Here is a 14,200-nt window from a genome sequence, read left to right as displayed (position 1 = left end):
TCAAATTGCTGAAAGGGTTCTCATGTGGGAAATGGCAATTGAGAGAAAGGTTCCGGCTTGGCAAAAAAAATAGGTGAAAAAGAAGCTGCAGCCGTAATGAATCCACGCGAACCCATAAAAAGAACAGAGCCGGTGCTGCACGGCTCTGTTTTGGGTCTTTCTTTACAGTTGCAATCCGGTCCACTGCCAATAGGTGAAATAAAACAGCATCATCAGGGCGATATAGAGCGGCATCAAGACGGCACTCAGCTTGACCAGGCTGCCGGCATCATATGAAACGCCTTCATCTTCGTAAAACAGCAGCAAGGCTTTGGAGCTGACCGGAAACGTCACGCAATAGTTCATGCCGATTAAACTCAAGAACACCACAGCAGAAGGGTTGACGCCGATCGCTTCGCTGAACAGTAAGAACGCCGGGATAAAGACAATGGCCCGGGTCGTATGGGAGGTGATGTACAAATGGCTGGTCACCGATACAAACAGAATGACGAAAACGATTTGCCATTCCGGTGCATCCGTAAACGACTGCAGAAAGTTCACCATGCCTCCTTCGAGCCATTCCACAACGCCGGTGTCCACTAAGATTTTCCCAAGCGCTGCAGCGGCGGCCACAAACACAATCAAATTCCAGGAAACGGATTTCATGCCTTGTTTCCAGGTGATGACGCCGCAATTCGGCGCCATGACCAGAATGGCGCCGACCATTGCGACAAACGCAATGTCGTAACCGTGCAGGTTTTCGGTCATCCAAAAGACGATCAACGCACCCAGCAGGATCAGCGTCTTTTTCTCGATCGGTTTCAGCTGCTTTTTCACTAGGGAGGAGCCCACAACTTGTTCACTTTCCAATCGTTTTTCCCCGTGTTTCGGCCAAAACAGCCATTTTACCGCCAGGAAGGAAAGAAGCGTCGCCACGGCGGCAAACGGCAATCCCCAGACGAACCACTGGATAAATGAAATGGATTGCTGGGCGGTGCTTTCAAGGAGCCCGATGCCGATCAAGTGGGAACCTGCCCCGATCAAGGTAGCGGATGTGCTCATCAGGATGACGACGGGCGCCAACAAAACCAGTACCTGATGTTCTTTTTCGGTGTATTTTTGGCTTAATTGATTGATGATCGGCATTGCGAGTGCGGCGCGTCCTGAAGTGGATGGAATGAAAAAGACGGTGGCGAACAAAACAGCGCTGATGCCCGCAAGCACCTGGCCTTTTTCCTTCGATTTACGGAGCAGGACGAACGTTAAGCGTTCCGCGAGTCCCGATTCTTTGACGGCCTGGCCGATGATGAACGACCCGATCATAAGCCACACCACTTCCTCGGAAAGCGATTCGTACAAAAGTTCCGGTTCTGCTGCATTCATCAGGATGACGAAGGCAATAAGGGAAACAGCGACGAATCCAGCGGGGATTTTCGTAGCTACCCATAAAACCATCGCCGACAAAAAAGCGAATAACGAAATTTTGGCCGGGTAGTCCAATCCGTCGGCCAACAAGATGGCTGCCAGGAAAAACAAATGCAAGCCCGAGAGGACAGCCGGCCTTGAAAACAAGCGGTCTCTGGAAAGGAACAGCCGGTTCTTGTGGAGTTGTTTTTCCAATCCTTCCATCATATTAACTGGACACCTTCTTCAACCCGCCTTTATTGGTCATGCGCCAGCCGATGGCGACTTTCCGCAGCACGGAATAGGTGCTTTCCTCGATCCATTTCGGCGCGTTTTTCATCGCCAGTTCCAAAGAAACCGGTTTTTGGATGATGCAGCTGTAAGCGTCGATGCCCGCCTTGTAATTGAGGTCGGCGCCTTCACCGATGGTTCCGGTCAAGGCAATCACCGGAATATGGCTCATTTTGGCGATCCGCGCCACTTCCGATGGGATTTTTCCGTTCGGCGTCTGGAAATCCAAGCTGCCTTCAGCTGTAAAGACGATATCGGCCGTGGAAATTTCCTCGTCGATGTTGATAAAGTCCATGATGATTTCAAAGCGGGGATGCAAGGCGGCGTTGGTAAATGCCAGTAAGCCGGCCCCTAATCCGCCCGATGCGCCGCTGCCGGGCAAGGTACGGACATCGAGCCCCGTCGCTTGCTGGATGGCCCCGGCATATTGCTCCAATGCTGAAGAGAGAAGGTCCACCTGCTTCGGTGTGGCTCCTTTTTGCGGTCCAAACACGCGCGCCACGCCTCTTTCGCCGCATAAGACGTTCTGCCAATTGCATGCTACGTCAATCGGAATGTCCTTCACTCGCCTGTCTACATGCGCAGTGAGAAGGGATTCCACTTTCAACAAATCTTCGCCGCCTTTGATGTGTACAGGTTGCTGGTGCTTGTCCAAAAATTGCACGCCGAGTGCCTGGGCCATGCCGGCTCCGCCGTCTGAAGTGCCGGAGTCGCCGCAGCCAATCAGGATGCGGTCAACGCCATAGTCAAGGGTAGCCGTTATCAATTCTCCGACGCCGTAAGTGGTCGTTTTTAGCGGGTTTCGTTCATCGCGTGGCACAAGTTTCAGTCCGGCAACCGCCGCCATTTCAATTACTGCAATCTGTTTGCCGTGTTCTTTGTAGACTCCGAAATAGCTGCTGATGGGTTTGCCGACGGGCCCTGTCACTTGCTTTTCCACCAAGTTGCCGCCTTTTAAGCGGATAATCGTTTTGACAAACCCTTCCCCGCCGTCAATCATCGGAATGACAACCGTCTCGATTGATGGATCAAACCGTCTAACGCCCCGTTCCATGGCTGCCGCTACATCTTCCGAATCCAGACACTCTTTAAAACCTGAAGGTACAATGACAATTTTCATCTCTAAACTCCTCCTCAACTTCTGATACTCTCTAAGTTACCCTGAGATTATGAGAAAATTATGAGAATGGCATGAGAATTTGAGTAGAATTTAGGGAAATATTAGGAAGAAGTAAAGGAGACATACACTGGCCTCTCCAACAAGGCATTATAGGAAGAAAAAGCCAAAATAAAAAGGCTTAAGCAAAAGCCTTTTTGATGAATAGGGAGGCAATAAAAAATTTGGAGAGGCGGTGAATTTTCTCAATGCCAGGATTTAATAGTTGATCAAGCGGCCATTGTCATTCCACTGGCCATACATATTGTTTTCCTTCGTATTTTCAATGAATTTTTCCAATTTTTTATTGAAAACATCCGGTTCATTCCGGTAGCTCTGGATGGTGTCAATCCGGATCCACCTGTACAGTTCCGGGAAACCGAGAAAGTTCCGGTATACGTGCGGGTCTTGTTTCAGACGGTCTTCGATTTCGGAGTCGATCACAAACGATTCCGGGCGCATATCCGGGAGAACGTTCAAGCCTGCTTCTTTCATCAAGCCCAATTTCTCCAGCCTGCGGATTCGCTCTTTGTTCAACTCGGTGAAGTTGCTGTTCTTCTTCCGCGGAGAAAGCCTTTGCGCCACTTCCGTGTCCGATATGCGCTTTTTCGTGCTGTCGATCCAGCCAAAGCATAAGGCTTCTTCCACGGCATCTAAATACTGGATGACGCCGGGGCGCGGAGCCACGCTCACCACGACCCAGCAAAACTTCTCGGTCGCTGCATTCGCCTCCAGCCAATCCCTCAGTTCCTGCCGGGTCTTTGTGTGGATCAAATTCTCGATTTCCATTTTGAACCAATCCTTTCTGAAAGGAATAATTGCCTTTAGTATAATGCCTGGAAATCTATTAAGAAATATTAATTATTATGAAGCTTTTCCGGATTCAAACCGTATATAGGAATATAAGCGTTTGTATGACTTCCGAAAGCATGGCCATTTATTCGAAATGCAGGTAGGCAAGTTTTATCCATTAACTCACCAAAGGAGGGCCATCCATGAAACAATTTTATATCAAGCAAAAAGTCTTCAGCCTAAGCGGCAAATTTACGGTGAAAGATCAGCAGGAACAGGACGTGTATTACGTGGAAGGCAGTTTTTTGCAGATTCCAAAGACGTTTTCCATCCTGAACACGAAGAGGGACGAAGTTGCCCTGATCACGAAAAAAACCTTCAGTTTCCTTCCCAAGTTTTTTGTGGAAGTGAACGGCCGGGAAGCCCTGACAATCAAGAAGGAATTCACTTTCTTAAAGGCCCGCTACACAATTGAAGGGGCAGGCTTGGATGTCCAGGGGAATTGGTGGGACATGGATTTTCAAATCCTGCAGAACGGCGAAGTAGTTGGCCAAGTGAGCAAGGAATGGTTCACTTGGGGCGACAGCTATAAAGTGCAGGTATTGGACGAAGAAATGGAGACTGCAGTAATTGCGCTGGTTGTTGCCATTGACTGCGTCAAATCCGATCAGGCGGCAGCTTCTTCGGCAGCTGCGACGTAAGAGGAGGGTTGAAGCAGTTTTTTTGAGTGCCAGGCAGCTAAAACAACGACCAAGCTGGAACTTTTAAATTTTGACAGACCGAGCTTGCTGGAATCTTTTTGGTTCCAGCGGAAAACAGAAGGCAATGATTGAAGAAGGCGCTCTGCGAGAGGGCCTTTTTCGTCTGTTTTTCAAGCATTCTATAAGGACTTTTTTATCTAAATCACGTATAATAGAGGATGTTTGAATACGTAAATAATAACCATTCACTGTGATATAGTTAGTATAAAGACAGAAAAGGTGCGGTTTTTGGCCATTTTCGGATTTTTGGACAAGTTCCTGACCCGGAAGATTTGCATCTGATCTGCCAACAATAGAGTAGAAAAGGAAGGTTATAATGGGCAACCAACAAAATAAGAAAGACATTATTTTAATCGGTGCTGGAATTATGAGTGCCACTTTGGGATCAATGATTAAAGAATTGGCACCGGAATGGAACGTCAAAGTATTTGAAAAGCTTGAACAGGCAGGAGCAGAAAGTTCTAACGAATGGAACAACGCCGGTACCGGCCACGCTGCACTTTGCGAGCTGAACTATACGCCAGAGAAAGAGGACGGCACCGTTGAGATCAAAAAAGCGATCAATATCAACGAGCAGTTCCAGCTTTCAAGACAGTTCTGGTCTTTCCTTGTGAAAAACAAACGCATTGCCAACCCGCAGGATTTCATCATGTCTATTCCGCATATGAGTTTGGTGCAGGGAGAAGACAATGTGAGCTTCCTGAACAAACGTTTTGAAGCCTTGTCGAAAAACCCGTTGTTCCATGGAATGGAATTTTCCGATAACCCTGAAAAACTGAAAGAATGGATTCCTTTAATTATGGAAGGCCGTACGGTAGACGAGCCGATTGCTGCAACAAAAATCGACTCCGGAACAGACGTCAACTTCGGTGCTTTGACCAAAATGCTCTTTGAACATTTGAAAGAGCAGGATGTGGAGATCAATTACAACCACACGGTAAAAGACATCAAACGCAGCGGCGACGGCAAATGGGAAGTTAAAGTGCTCGATATGGCGGACGATAAGATTAAATACCATAACGCGGACTTCGTATTTATCGGCGGCGGAGGCGGAAGCCTTCCATTGCTACAAAAAACAGGCATTCCTGAATCGAAGCACATTGGCGGCTTCCCGGTAAGCGGGCTGTTCCTGGTATGCAAAGATCCGGAAATCGTCGAGCAGCATCATGCAAAAGTATACGGCAAAGCGAAGCTCGGTGCTCCGCCAATGTCCGTTCCTCACTTGGACACACGCTTTATCGACAACAAAAAATCCTTGTTGTTCGGACCGTTTGCCGGCTTCTCTCCGAAGTTCCTGAAAACAGGCTCGAACATGGACTTGATCGGATCAGTTAAACCGAACAATGTCTTCACGATGCTTGCGGCAGGAGCGAAAGAAATGTCATTGACCAAGTATTTGGTTCAGCAAGTATTGCTGTCGAATGAAAAGCGCGTTGAAGAACTGCGCGAATTCATCCCGAATGCCAAAGTGGAAGATTGGGATGTCGTTGTCGCTGGACAGCGCGTCCAGGTCATCAAAGACACCGACAAAGGCAAAGGAACGCTTCAGTTCGGTACGGAAATTGTAACAGCTGAAGACGGATCGATTGCAGCGCTTCTTGGCGCTTCTCCAGGTGCTTCAACTGCTGTGCACGCGATGCTTGAGATTTTTGAAAAATGCTTCCCAGAACAAATCAACAGCTGGGAGCCGAAAATCAAAGAAATGATTCCATCTTACGGCGTTTCGTTGATGGAAAATCCGGCACTTCTCCGTGAAGTCCACAAAACAACCGCTGAGACGCTTCAGTTGAAAGACGAACTTGAAGCGATGGCGAAAGAAGAAGTACTAAGCAACTAATACGCAAATGAACCTTCATTCCTTTTCGGGATGGAGGTTCTTTTTTTATTCATCGAGAAGTTGTTTACATGGACGATGAATTGTTTTAATATTCGGGATATATACATGTTTAATTAATGAAGGAGGGAAACCAGTGATCGATAAACTTGGGCAAGTGATGCTGTATGTCAATGACCAGGAGGAGGCTAAACGGTTTTGGACGGAGACAGTCGGTTTTCAAGTGGTTGCAGAACAGGCGACAGGGGGCATGAGATGGGTTGAAGTTGCGCCGAATAGCGGAGCTGGCACAACGCTTGTTCTGCATAACAAAGAAGCTGTCGCGAGCATGTCGCCAGGCTTGAACCTGGGAACGCCTTCGCTGATGTTTTATACGGACAAGCTCGATCAGTTGCATAGCCGCCTGTCGGAACAGGGCATTACCGTTGGTGAAATCGATGAGATGCCATTTGGCCGTGTGTTCAATTTCGCCGACCGGGAAGAGAATTATTTTGCAGTGATGGAGAAAAAGGCATAGCGCAAAGAATTTATAAGTGAAAAAAGGACAAAAAGAACGTTCGCTGAGGATTGGAAACCAGGGCGAACGTTCTTTGCTTTTCTATAAAGAGGGCTTGGGTTATTCATAAAGTCTTTTAAAGCGCTGCATGAACTTTTGGTCGATCCGCTGTTTCAGCAGCCAAGGCAGTTTTCCGTGGACAGCCCGTTTGCCGTACATTAGAAAAGCTTCACCCCCGCCTGTAGACAAGAGTGATAAGAAGTTTTTCTGGGGCGTGAAAACAGCCAATTGTTTTCCGCCTAACTGGTTTCTCAAGTTATTCCAAAGCACGGGGCCTTGGCGGACTGCATAGACGCCGTTTTTAGCCAGCGCAGGATAGCGGTCAATGGCAATGCAGTCGCCGGCGCCAAAAAGGTCTGGATGTGACAGGCTCTGCAGGGAGTCGTTGACGAGCAGAAAGCCGCCGGCATCTGTCGTCAAACCGGAACGCTTGAAAAAGCCGGGGCTTTTCGGGCCGGTTAGCCAGAGCAGATCCGATTGCGGGTAGGTTCGGCCGCTTTGGGTCGATACGGAGTGTTCATCAACCGATTCAATTCGTTCGTCCGTGAAAAAAGGCAAGGCTTTTCGCCTGGCGATCGCTTCAATTTTTTGGGCAGCCATTGCCCCGTGGCCAGGCAGCAAAGAAGAGGAACTGAACAAAGAGACATTGGGCAGCAAGCCGTTCTTTTTTCTCCAGGCTAACACGGAAAACGCCATTTCGACTCCGGAAGCCCCTCCGCCGGCAATCACCGGATAAGCGGCTTCCCGGAACTTCAACAAAGCTTCCGGAAACCGGTAATTCGGTTTGATCTCGGATACCCGCTCAGCCAATTCAGCCGGAATATCGTTCTGTGATCCAACATCGAACGATGCCACATCAAACGGGTAAACACCTTTTGTTCCGGCCAGTCTTTTATTGTGGCTGTCGACACCCGCAATCCGGTCTTTGATAAAGATTGCCCCTGCTTGTTCACAAAGTTTTTGCAGATCGATCCGGATGTCGTCCAATCGGTAAATGCCTTCTGCATAGCCTGAAAACATGCCGGAATAATACTGATGGCGGGAAGGGGAAATCAGGACGACCCGCCAGTCTCTTTGCGGCTCTTTTTTCAACTGCTCCAGGCAATGCAAATGGGCATGTCCGCCTCCAACCAGCGTTAATGTCTTCATCCTTTGACCTCTCCTTTACTTTAAAAGCCGTCTAGCTTCTGCCATGCGCTGGCCAATCGTGAATATCTGGACCGCTAAAAAAAGCAGCGTAAATGTCGTTAAATATGTTGAAAAAACGATCATTAGGGTAAACAGTATAAAACCTTCTGTTCTTTCAGCAAGCCCGGCCTGGTAGTAAAAAGATTTCATTCCTTTTTTATCAGACAAGGCGCCGACTGTCAGGAAAACGGTCATGGCAACGACGATGGAAGCGCTCAAAAGCAGCAGCGCCCACATTGAATCCGGAAAACGGAATGCCAGTCCGATAATGACGCTCAGTTCCACGAGGCGGTCAAAGCTGATATCCAGCAAAGTGCCCCAAGGGGAAGGTTTGGTTTTCCGTGCCATGGTGCCATCGACGACATCGAGGTAACCGGAGAGCCACAGAACGAGCACCGCCAGAACCGGCTGGTCCAAGTAAATGAAAGCTCCTGAAGATACCCCGATTACGAAGGCGATTTTTGTTATGCTATTGGCAGTAAATCCCCTTTTCAAAAGGAAATCAGCTGTTTTTTCCACCACTGGCTGCACGTGTTTTCGGGCATGTGTATCGAGCATCTGCTTCACCTTTTCGTTAATAAGATAGGTCCAGTATATAACAGGTTCGGCTTTCAATCCTGCTATCGCGCTTGTGCGTTGGAATAGCAGGGCGTTAAAACACGGCAACGTGATTGATGGTTCTACAATATAAAATTCCACAAACAGAAAGGGAATGATAAACATGGCAAAGAAGTATGATATCGCAGTAATAGGAGCCGGTGCAGCCGGACTGACAGCAGCATTTACAGGAGCGGGCTTTTCCAAAAAAGTCGTCTTGATCGACAAAAACCTGCCAGGCGGCGAATGTACGTGGTCAGGTTGTATTCCTAGCAAGTCGCTGATCAATATCGCGGAAGAAGTTCACCACGCCAAAAAATATACCCCGGATTTAAAAGTCGATACCTCGGCCGTATTAAAAGACATCCAGGATATCATCCAAAAAGTATACTCAGGCGAATCTCCCGAAGTGCTGAAGAAATCCGGCATCGATTTTATCAATGGATACGCGAAATTTGTGAGTCCACACGCAGTGGAAGTCAACGGAGAGCGCATCGAAGCGAAGAAAATCATCCTTTCCACGGGTTCATCTCCGATGGTTCCGCCAATCAAAGGACTCGACAAAGTATCTTATTTAACGAATGAAACCATATTTAAGCAAAAGTCTTTCCCGGAATCGATGACCATTCTCGGCGGAGGCGCGATTGGCGTCGAAATGGCGCAGGCCTTGAACCGTTTAGGCATTAAAGTGACGCTTGTTGAGAAGTTTGAACGGATATTGCCGAAAGACGAAGAGGAATTGGTCTTGATGATCCAGCAGCGCCTGGTTGATGAAGGCGTAGCCATCCATACGTCAGCTACCGCTGTGAAAGCGAATCAAGAAGGCAGCCGCATCGATTTGGTCATTGAAAAAGACGGCAAAGAAATGACCGTTTCCGGAGAAGGCTTGCTCGTAGCACTTGGCCGCAAGGCGAATGTCACAGGATATGACCTGGAAAAAGCGGGTGTCCAATACGATTCGAAGAGCATCCAAGTGGATGAACATCTGGAGACGACCGCCAAAGGGGTCTATGCCATCGGTGATGTGGTCGGCCCTTACCAGTTGTCACATATGGCCAATGTGCAAGGCATTACAGCCACACAAAATGCCATTTTGCCAATCAATAAAAAAATGGATTACGAGCATGTCACATGGTGTACATACACGGATCCGGAACTGGGCAGATCCGGCTTGTCAGAAGAAGAAGCACGGGAGAAACACGGCGATTCGATCCGCGTTTATGAACACGAATACGCTGACTTGGACCGGGCGAATACGAAAAAAGACAGCATCGGCAAAGTGAAAATTATTTTGGATAAAAAGGGCTATATCTTGGGCGCCAGCATTCTGGGGGACCGTGCGGGTGAAATCATCAGCCAAATCCAGACCATCAAGTCGCTGAACATCAACATGGGCAAATTATCAGGAGTCATCCATCCATATCCGACCTACAGCGAAGTACTGGTGAAAATCGGCAAGAAAGTCTATGTCGACAATCTATTGAACCAGCCGGTCGTGAAAACCTTCAACAAGGCAAAAGCCGGGGAACTGCCTGCGAAAAAAATAGGAATCTATGGAACGGTTGCAGCAGCCGGCATCGGCATTGCGAACATGGCCATCAAAAACAATGCCCAGCCGAAATTGGGCGTCGAAAACGGCCGCTTAAAACCAGTTCCATCGACACCGAACGCGGTTTCTTCCCAATCCGCCAAATCGGACAAATTTGTTCCGGCCTGGCCTTACAATGGCAGCAAGGAAGAGGCGAAGAAAAACTTGATCGGCATGCTGAAAGGCTATGAAGGCGTCTCGATTGTTCAAGTTCAAGAGAACTACGTCCATGCGATTGCAAAATCGAAAGGATTGAAGTTCAAAGACGATATTGAATTCTATTTTAACGACGCAGCCCAGCAAATCGAATTCCGGTCCGCTTCACGGGTCGGCTACTCAGATGCCGGAGTCAACCGCAAGCGTTATAATGAAATGAGAAACCGCTATATCGGCATTTCAACGCATACCCGCAACGCGTGAATATGAATAGGGCTGTAAAGGCGGGAAAATGGCTGCTGGTGGCTGTTGCCGTGGGTTTGGCGGTCTGGTTTAGCCGTTCGGTTCTTCAGTTTGACGTGGACAGCCTTCGCAGCTGGATCTTGTCGTTCGGGCTATGGGCACCCGTCATTTACATTGCGGCATACACCATCCGGCCTTTGCTGTTCTTTCCAGCTTCAATCCTGTCCCTCGCCGGAGGCTTGGCCTTCGGCGCTTGGATGGGCACCCTCTACACCGTTCTCGGCGCGTCGCTGGGGGCGTTTCTGTCGTTTTTCGTGGCCCGAAAATTGGGCGCCGGCCTGGGCAAGGGAAAGTGGACGGGCAACACCGGGAAAATCCAGTCCCAGATGGAACAGAACGGCTTTTTTTATGTCCTGCTGTTCCGGCTGTTTCCGGGATTGAGTTTTGACTTGGTCAGTTATGCGGCTGGCGTTGCAAAAGTCCGCTTCAGCTCGTTTGCACTGGCAACAATCATCGGCATCATTCCGGGGACTTTTGCTTTGAATTTTTTAGGCAGCAGTTTTATCAGCGGCAACCCGAAAATGGTGATCCTGGGCATCATAGTCTTTAGTATTGTGGCGGGCATTCCGCTTGCAGTGCAGAAGCGGCGTAGCCGCCTCAATAACTCGGCAAGCAAAACGTAATTTATCAAAGAACATAGGAAGTGGACGAATGAAGAAAATTTCACTGATGGCTTCAGGATTGCTGGTGCTCGTGCTTGCTGCCTGCTCCAATGAAACGGGAAACAGCGCAGCGGAAGAAGCGGACAGTCTGCTGAAAAGCGACTGGAAAAACGTCACCGAAGAGGCGGCGGGGCAGGAAGTCAATATGTATATGTGGGGCGGAAATGAAAACATCAACCGCTACTTGGATGAATGGGTGGCTCCGCGCCTTCAGGAAGAGCATGACGTTGAGTTGAACCGGGTACCGGTGAATGATGCCCAGGACTTCGTCAATCAATTGGTGGACGAAAAATCAGCAGACAAGACCGAAGGCAGCATGGATATCATCTGGATCAACGGCGAAAATTTCAAAGCCGCCAAAGACAATGGCTTGTTGTGGGGAAATTTCACCGGCCAATTGCCCAACTTCCAGGATTACATCGACCCGGAGGCGCCTGAAGTCGCAGCCGATTTTGGCGAGCCTGTAGAAGGTTTGGAAGCGCCTTGGGGAAAAGCCCAATTTGTCCTCGTCTATGATGAAGACAAAGTGAAAAATCCGCCAAAATCGATGGAAGAACTGGCCGCATGGGCAAAAGAAAATCCGGGGAAATTCACATATCCGGCTTTGCCGGATTTTACAGGCAGTGCATTTATCCGCCATGTGCTTTACGAAACCACAGGAGGGCATGAGCAGTACCAGCAGCCGGCAGCGGAAATAGCCGACTTGGAAACGCGCCTGGAACCGATGTGGCAGTATTTGAATGGCATTGAACCTTATTTGTGGCGCAAAGGCGAAACCTATCCGGAAAGCCTGGCAAAACAGGAGCAATTATTTGCAAGCGGTGAAGTATGGATGACCATGAGTTACGACCCGGCGCTTGCAGCCAGTGAAGTTCTGAAAGGCCGATTCCCTGAATCGACCCGCACGTATGTACTTGACGGCGGGACATTGGCAAACACTCATTATTTGTCGATTCCGTTCAATTCCTCCCAAAAAGCGGGTGCGATGGTGGCCATCAATGAAATGATGTCGCCTGAAGCACAGACGGCGAAACTGTCCCCTAAAAACTGGGGCGATTTATCCGCCTTGGATTTTGAAAAGTTGTCTGCAGAACAGCAGCAAGCACTAAATGATGTAGATTTAGGTGCTGCGACACTGCCAATAGAAGAATTGGAACAAAAGCGCCTCCCTGAACTTTCATCCGATTATATCGAGATCATCGAAAAAGGATGGATGGAAAATGTCGCAAAAGATTAAACCTTATCTCTTGCTGTTTCCAGCCGTCGCAGCCATCGTCCTCCTGTTTTTTGGAGGGCTTTTTGATGGTTTCCTGAAAAGCCTTGGCTACTTCCCGGCACTCGGCGAAACCAGTTTTGGAATTGCTGCGTACAACGATCTGCTGAATTCTGAGGCATTTTGGGATTCCCTAGCCGTCACTTTGCGAATTGCTGCATTGTCTTCAGTGATTGCCGCTCTTTTAGGAGCAGCGATGGCGGTTTCGCTGTTTATGCTGCAGGCTTCTGAAAAAGGCCGGAGCTCCCGGTTTTGGCAGCGCCTCTTTCAATTGCCTCTGACGATTCCGCATCTCGTGGGAGGCTATATTATTGTTTTATTGTTTATGCAAAGCGGCTTTTTGTCGAAACTGGCAGCATCCGCTGGCTGGATCGGTGAAATAACGGATTTTCCTGTGCTGGTCAACGATTCGTTTGGCTGGGGCATTATTTTGGCATATGCCTGGAAAGAAGCTCCGTTCGTCTCGTTGATGGTGTATCCGGTTTTGGCACGGATTCACCGCTCCTGGCGGGATGTTTCGCGGGTTTTCGGGGCAGGGAATTGGGATTTTATCCGTGACATCGTATTGCCGGTGATGATGCCGGCTTGGACCATTGCCACATTCATTGTGTTCGTTTTTACTTTTTCGGCATTTGAAGTTCCTTTTTTATTGGGCGTCACGTATCCAAGCGTCCTGCCGGTGTATTCGTACCAGCTGTATACAAGCGGTACGCTGGCTGACCGGCCGGAAGCGCTGGCGGTCAATATCATTTTAGCGGCATTGACTGTTCTGTTGGGGCTGGTTGTCTATTACTTCAGCAAACGCTGGAATGTGCTGAAGGGGTGGGATTGATGAAAGGCTTTCCGCGCTTTATAAAAGCTTTCTTGTTCCTATTCCTGTTTGTCTTCATCGTTTTCCCATTTGTCCCATTGGTCTTGTCCAGCATCTCTTATGGCTGGCAATGGCCAAATGTCTTGCCGGAATCGTTCAGCCTGCGGGCATGGGAGTACGTGCTGTTCGGCAGTTCGGATACCTTGCGGGCAATCGGTGTGAGTTTGTCAATTGCGCTTATTGTAACCGCCGTTAATGTAGTGCTTGCCGTACCTGCTGCCAATGCCCTGGCCCGCTATCAGATAAAAGGGAAGTGGCTGGTGGAAGCCATCCTTTTTGCGCCGATTGTCATTCCGCCATTTGTTGCGGTCATGGGAATCCATCTGACGTTTTTGCGGATTGGATTGACCGAGACCATCTTAGGGGTTGTCCTGGCCCATATTTCCCCAACCTTGCCGTATGTCGTGCGGTCAGTCATCATCAGCTACAACACCTTGTCAACCGACTGGGAGGACCAGGCGCGGATGCTTGGCGCGGGCGCATTTTCCCGATTTTACCACGTCGTGCTGCCGCATTTGCTGCCGGGAATTGCAGCGGGTGCCAGTTTGAGCATCCTGATTTCCTTAAGCCAGTATTTGATCACGTTTATCATCGGCAGCGGCCGGGTGGTGACTTTGCCGATTCTGCTGTTTCCATTTATCAGCGGCGGAGACCCGGCGATCGCTTCAGCTTATTCGCTGCTGTTTGCCGCCATGGCGATTGGAACTTTAATGGGACTGGATTTCGCATTGAAAAGATATTACCGCAATAAGAAAACGGCGGCGGGAAAAACCGTAGAGGAGTGAAAAC

The 14,200-nt window shown here is 49.0% G+C and carries 13 protein-coding genes; 8 read left to right on the top strand and 5 right to left on the bottom strand.

Features of this window, described 5'->3' with window-relative positions:
* Window positions 1–162 precede the first annotated feature (162 nt).
* The 3 genes from BLQ32_RS03180 to BLQ32_RS03170 form a co-directional block, all read right to left on the bottom strand.
* Window positions 163–1,611: an SLC13 family permease gene (locus BLQ32_RS03180; RefSeq protein WP_244890308.1), complete on the bottom strand. Its 1,449-nt coding sequence runs from the start codon at window positions 1,609–1,611 to the stop codon at window positions 163–165.
* Between the two features lies 1 nt (window position 1,612).
* On the bottom strand, window positions 1,613–2,794 hold the full coding sequence (locus tag BLQ32_RS03175) for a glycerate kinase family protein (protein WP_074509069.1): 1,182 nt from the start codon (window positions 2,792–2,794) through the stop codon (window positions 1,613–1,615).
* Window positions 2,795–3,049: 255 nt separating this feature from the next.
* The gene (locus BLQ32_RS03170; RefSeq protein WP_074509068.1) at window positions 3,050–3,619 is read right to left on the bottom strand and encodes a YdeI/OmpD-associated family protein; all 570 of its coding nucleotides are present in this window, start codon (window positions 3,617–3,619) and stop codon (window positions 3,050–3,052) included.
* Window positions 3,620–3,825: 206 nt separating this feature from the next.
* On the opposite strand from BLQ32_RS03170, the gene BLQ32_RS03165 reads away from it, so the two are divergent.
* The 3 genes from BLQ32_RS03165 to BLQ32_RS03155 all read left to right on the top strand — a co-directional run bounded on the left by BLQ32_RS03165 (window position 3,826) and on the right by BLQ32_RS03155 (window position 6,734).
* Window positions 3,826–4,323, top strand: a complete 498-nt coding sequence (locus tag BLQ32_RS03165; RefSeq protein ID WP_074509067.1) for an LURP-one-related/scramblase family protein — start codon at window positions 3,826–3,828, stop codon at window positions 4,321–4,323.
* A 376-nt stretch (window positions 4,324–4,699) separates the two neighbouring features.
* The gene (locus tag BLQ32_RS03160) at window positions 4,700–6,220 is read left to right on the top strand and encodes a malate:quinone oxidoreductase (protein ID WP_036810979.1); all 1,521 of its coding nucleotides are present in this window, start codon (window positions 4,700–4,702) and stop codon (window positions 6,218–6,220) included.
* A 133-nt stretch (window positions 6,221–6,353) separates the two neighbouring features.
* Complete coding sequence (locus tag BLQ32_RS03155) at window positions 6,354–6,734, top strand: VOC family protein (RefSeq protein ID WP_074509066.1); 381 nt, start codon at window positions 6,354–6,356, stop codon at window positions 6,732–6,734.
* Between the two features lie 99 nt (window positions 6,735–6,833).
* Here BLQ32_RS03155 and BLQ32_RS03150 read toward each other — a convergent pair whose 3' ends face one another.
* Entirely contained in the window at window positions 6,834–7,922 is a 1,089-nt protein-coding gene (locus BLQ32_RS03150; RefSeq protein ID WP_074509065.1) for an FAD-dependent oxidoreductase, read from the bottom strand.
* Between the two features lie 15 nt (window positions 7,923–7,937).
* The gene (locus BLQ32_RS03145; protein WP_074509064.1) at window positions 7,938–8,519 is read right to left on the bottom strand and encodes a CDP-alcohol phosphatidyltransferase family protein; all 582 of its coding nucleotides are present in this window, start codon (window positions 8,517–8,519) and stop codon (window positions 7,938–7,940) included.
* A gap of 163 nt (window positions 8,520–8,682) precedes the next feature.
* Here BLQ32_RS03145 and BLQ32_RS03140 point away from each other — a divergent pair, with 163 nt between their 5' ends.
* From BLQ32_RS03140 to BLQ32_RS03120, 5 genes are read left to right on the top strand one after another with little or no spacing between them, the layout of a single operon-like run.
* On the top strand, window positions 8,683–10,566 hold the full coding sequence (locus BLQ32_RS03140) for an FAD-dependent oxidoreductase (RefSeq protein ID WP_074509063.1): 1,884 nt from the start codon (window positions 8,683–8,685) through the stop codon (window positions 10,564–10,566).
* A 38-nt stretch (window positions 10,567–10,604) separates the two neighbouring features.
* Window positions 10,605–11,228, top strand: a complete 624-nt coding sequence (locus BLQ32_RS03135) for a TVP38/TMEM64 family protein (protein ID WP_244890307.1) — start codon at window positions 10,605–10,607, stop codon at window positions 11,226–11,228.
* A gap of 28 nt (window positions 11,229–11,256) precedes the next feature.
* Window positions 11,257–12,504: an ABC transporter substrate-binding protein gene (locus tag BLQ32_RS03130; RefSeq protein ID WP_074509061.1), complete on the top strand. Its 1,248-nt coding sequence runs from the start codon at window positions 11,257–11,259 to the stop codon at window positions 12,502–12,504.
* Window positions 12,488–13,372 (top strand): ABC transporter permease, encoded by an 885-nt coding sequence (locus tag BLQ32_RS03125; RefSeq protein ID WP_074509060.1) that lies wholly within the window; start codon window positions 12,488–12,490, stop codon window positions 13,370–13,372. Before BLQ32_RS03130 ends, BLQ32_RS03125 begins: the two co-directional genes overlap by 17 nt.
* Complete coding sequence (locus BLQ32_RS03120) at window positions 13,372–14,196, top strand: ABC transporter permease (protein ID WP_074509059.1); 825 nt, start codon at window positions 13,372–13,374, stop codon at window positions 14,194–14,196. Before BLQ32_RS03125 ends, BLQ32_RS03120 begins: the two co-directional genes overlap by 1 nt.
* Window positions 14,197–14,200: the final 4 nt, after the last annotated feature.

Origin of the sequence: Planococcus glaciei (assembly GCF_900099655.1) — a bacterium.
Taxonomy (GTDB): Bacteria; Bacillota; Bacilli; order Bacillales_A; family Planococcaceae; genus Planococcus; species Planococcus glaciei.
This window is presented reverse-complemented; position numbering and strand designations above follow the sequence as displayed.

What these genes read in the sequence shown, in the direction of transcription:
- BLQ32_RS03180 (WP_244890308.1), bottom strand. Translation starts at nt 1,611, where the DNA reads ATGATGGAAGGATTGGAAAAACAACTCCACAAGAACCGGCTGTTCCTT.
- BLQ32_RS03175 (WP_074509069.1), bottom strand. Translation starts at nt 2,794, where the DNA reads ATGAAAATTGTCATTGTACCTTCAGGTTTTAAAGAGTGTCTGGATTCG.
- BLQ32_RS03170 (WP_074509068.1), bottom strand. Translation starts at nt 3,619, where the DNA reads ATGGAAATCGAGAATTTGATCCACACAAAGACCCGGCAGGAACTGAGG.
- BLQ32_RS03165 (WP_074509067.1), top strand. Translation starts at nt 3,826, where the DNA reads ATGAAACAATTTTATATCAAGCAAAAAGTCTTCAGCCTAAGCGGCAAA.
- BLQ32_RS03160 (WP_036810979.1), top strand. Translation starts at nt 4,700, where the DNA reads ATGGGCAACCAACAAAATAAGAAAGACATTATTTTAATCGGTGCTGGA.
- BLQ32_RS03150 (WP_074509065.1), bottom strand. Translation starts at nt 7,922, where the DNA reads ATGAAGACATTAACGCTGGTTGGAGGCGGACATGCCCATTTGCATTGC.
- BLQ32_RS03145 (WP_074509064.1), bottom strand. Translation starts at nt 8,519, where the DNA reads ATGCTCGATACACATGCCCGAAAACACGTGCAGCCAGTGGTGGAAAAA.
- BLQ32_RS03140 (WP_074509063.1), top strand. Translation starts at nt 8,683, where the DNA reads ATGGCAAAGAAGTATGATATCGCAGTAATAGGAGCCGGTGCAGCCGGA.
- BLQ32_RS03130 (WP_074509061.1), top strand. Translation starts at nt 11,257, where the DNA reads ATGAAGAAAATTTCACTGATGGCTTCAGGATTGCTGGTGCTCGTGCTT.
- BLQ32_RS03125 (WP_074509060.1), top strand. Translation starts at nt 12,488, where the DNA reads ATGTCGCAAAAGATTAAACCTTATCTCTTGCTGTTTCCAGCCGTCGCA.
- BLQ32_RS03120 (WP_074509059.1), top strand. Translation starts at nt 13,372, where the DNA reads ATGAAAGGCTTTCCGCGCTTTATAAAAGCTTTCTTGTTCCTATTCCTG.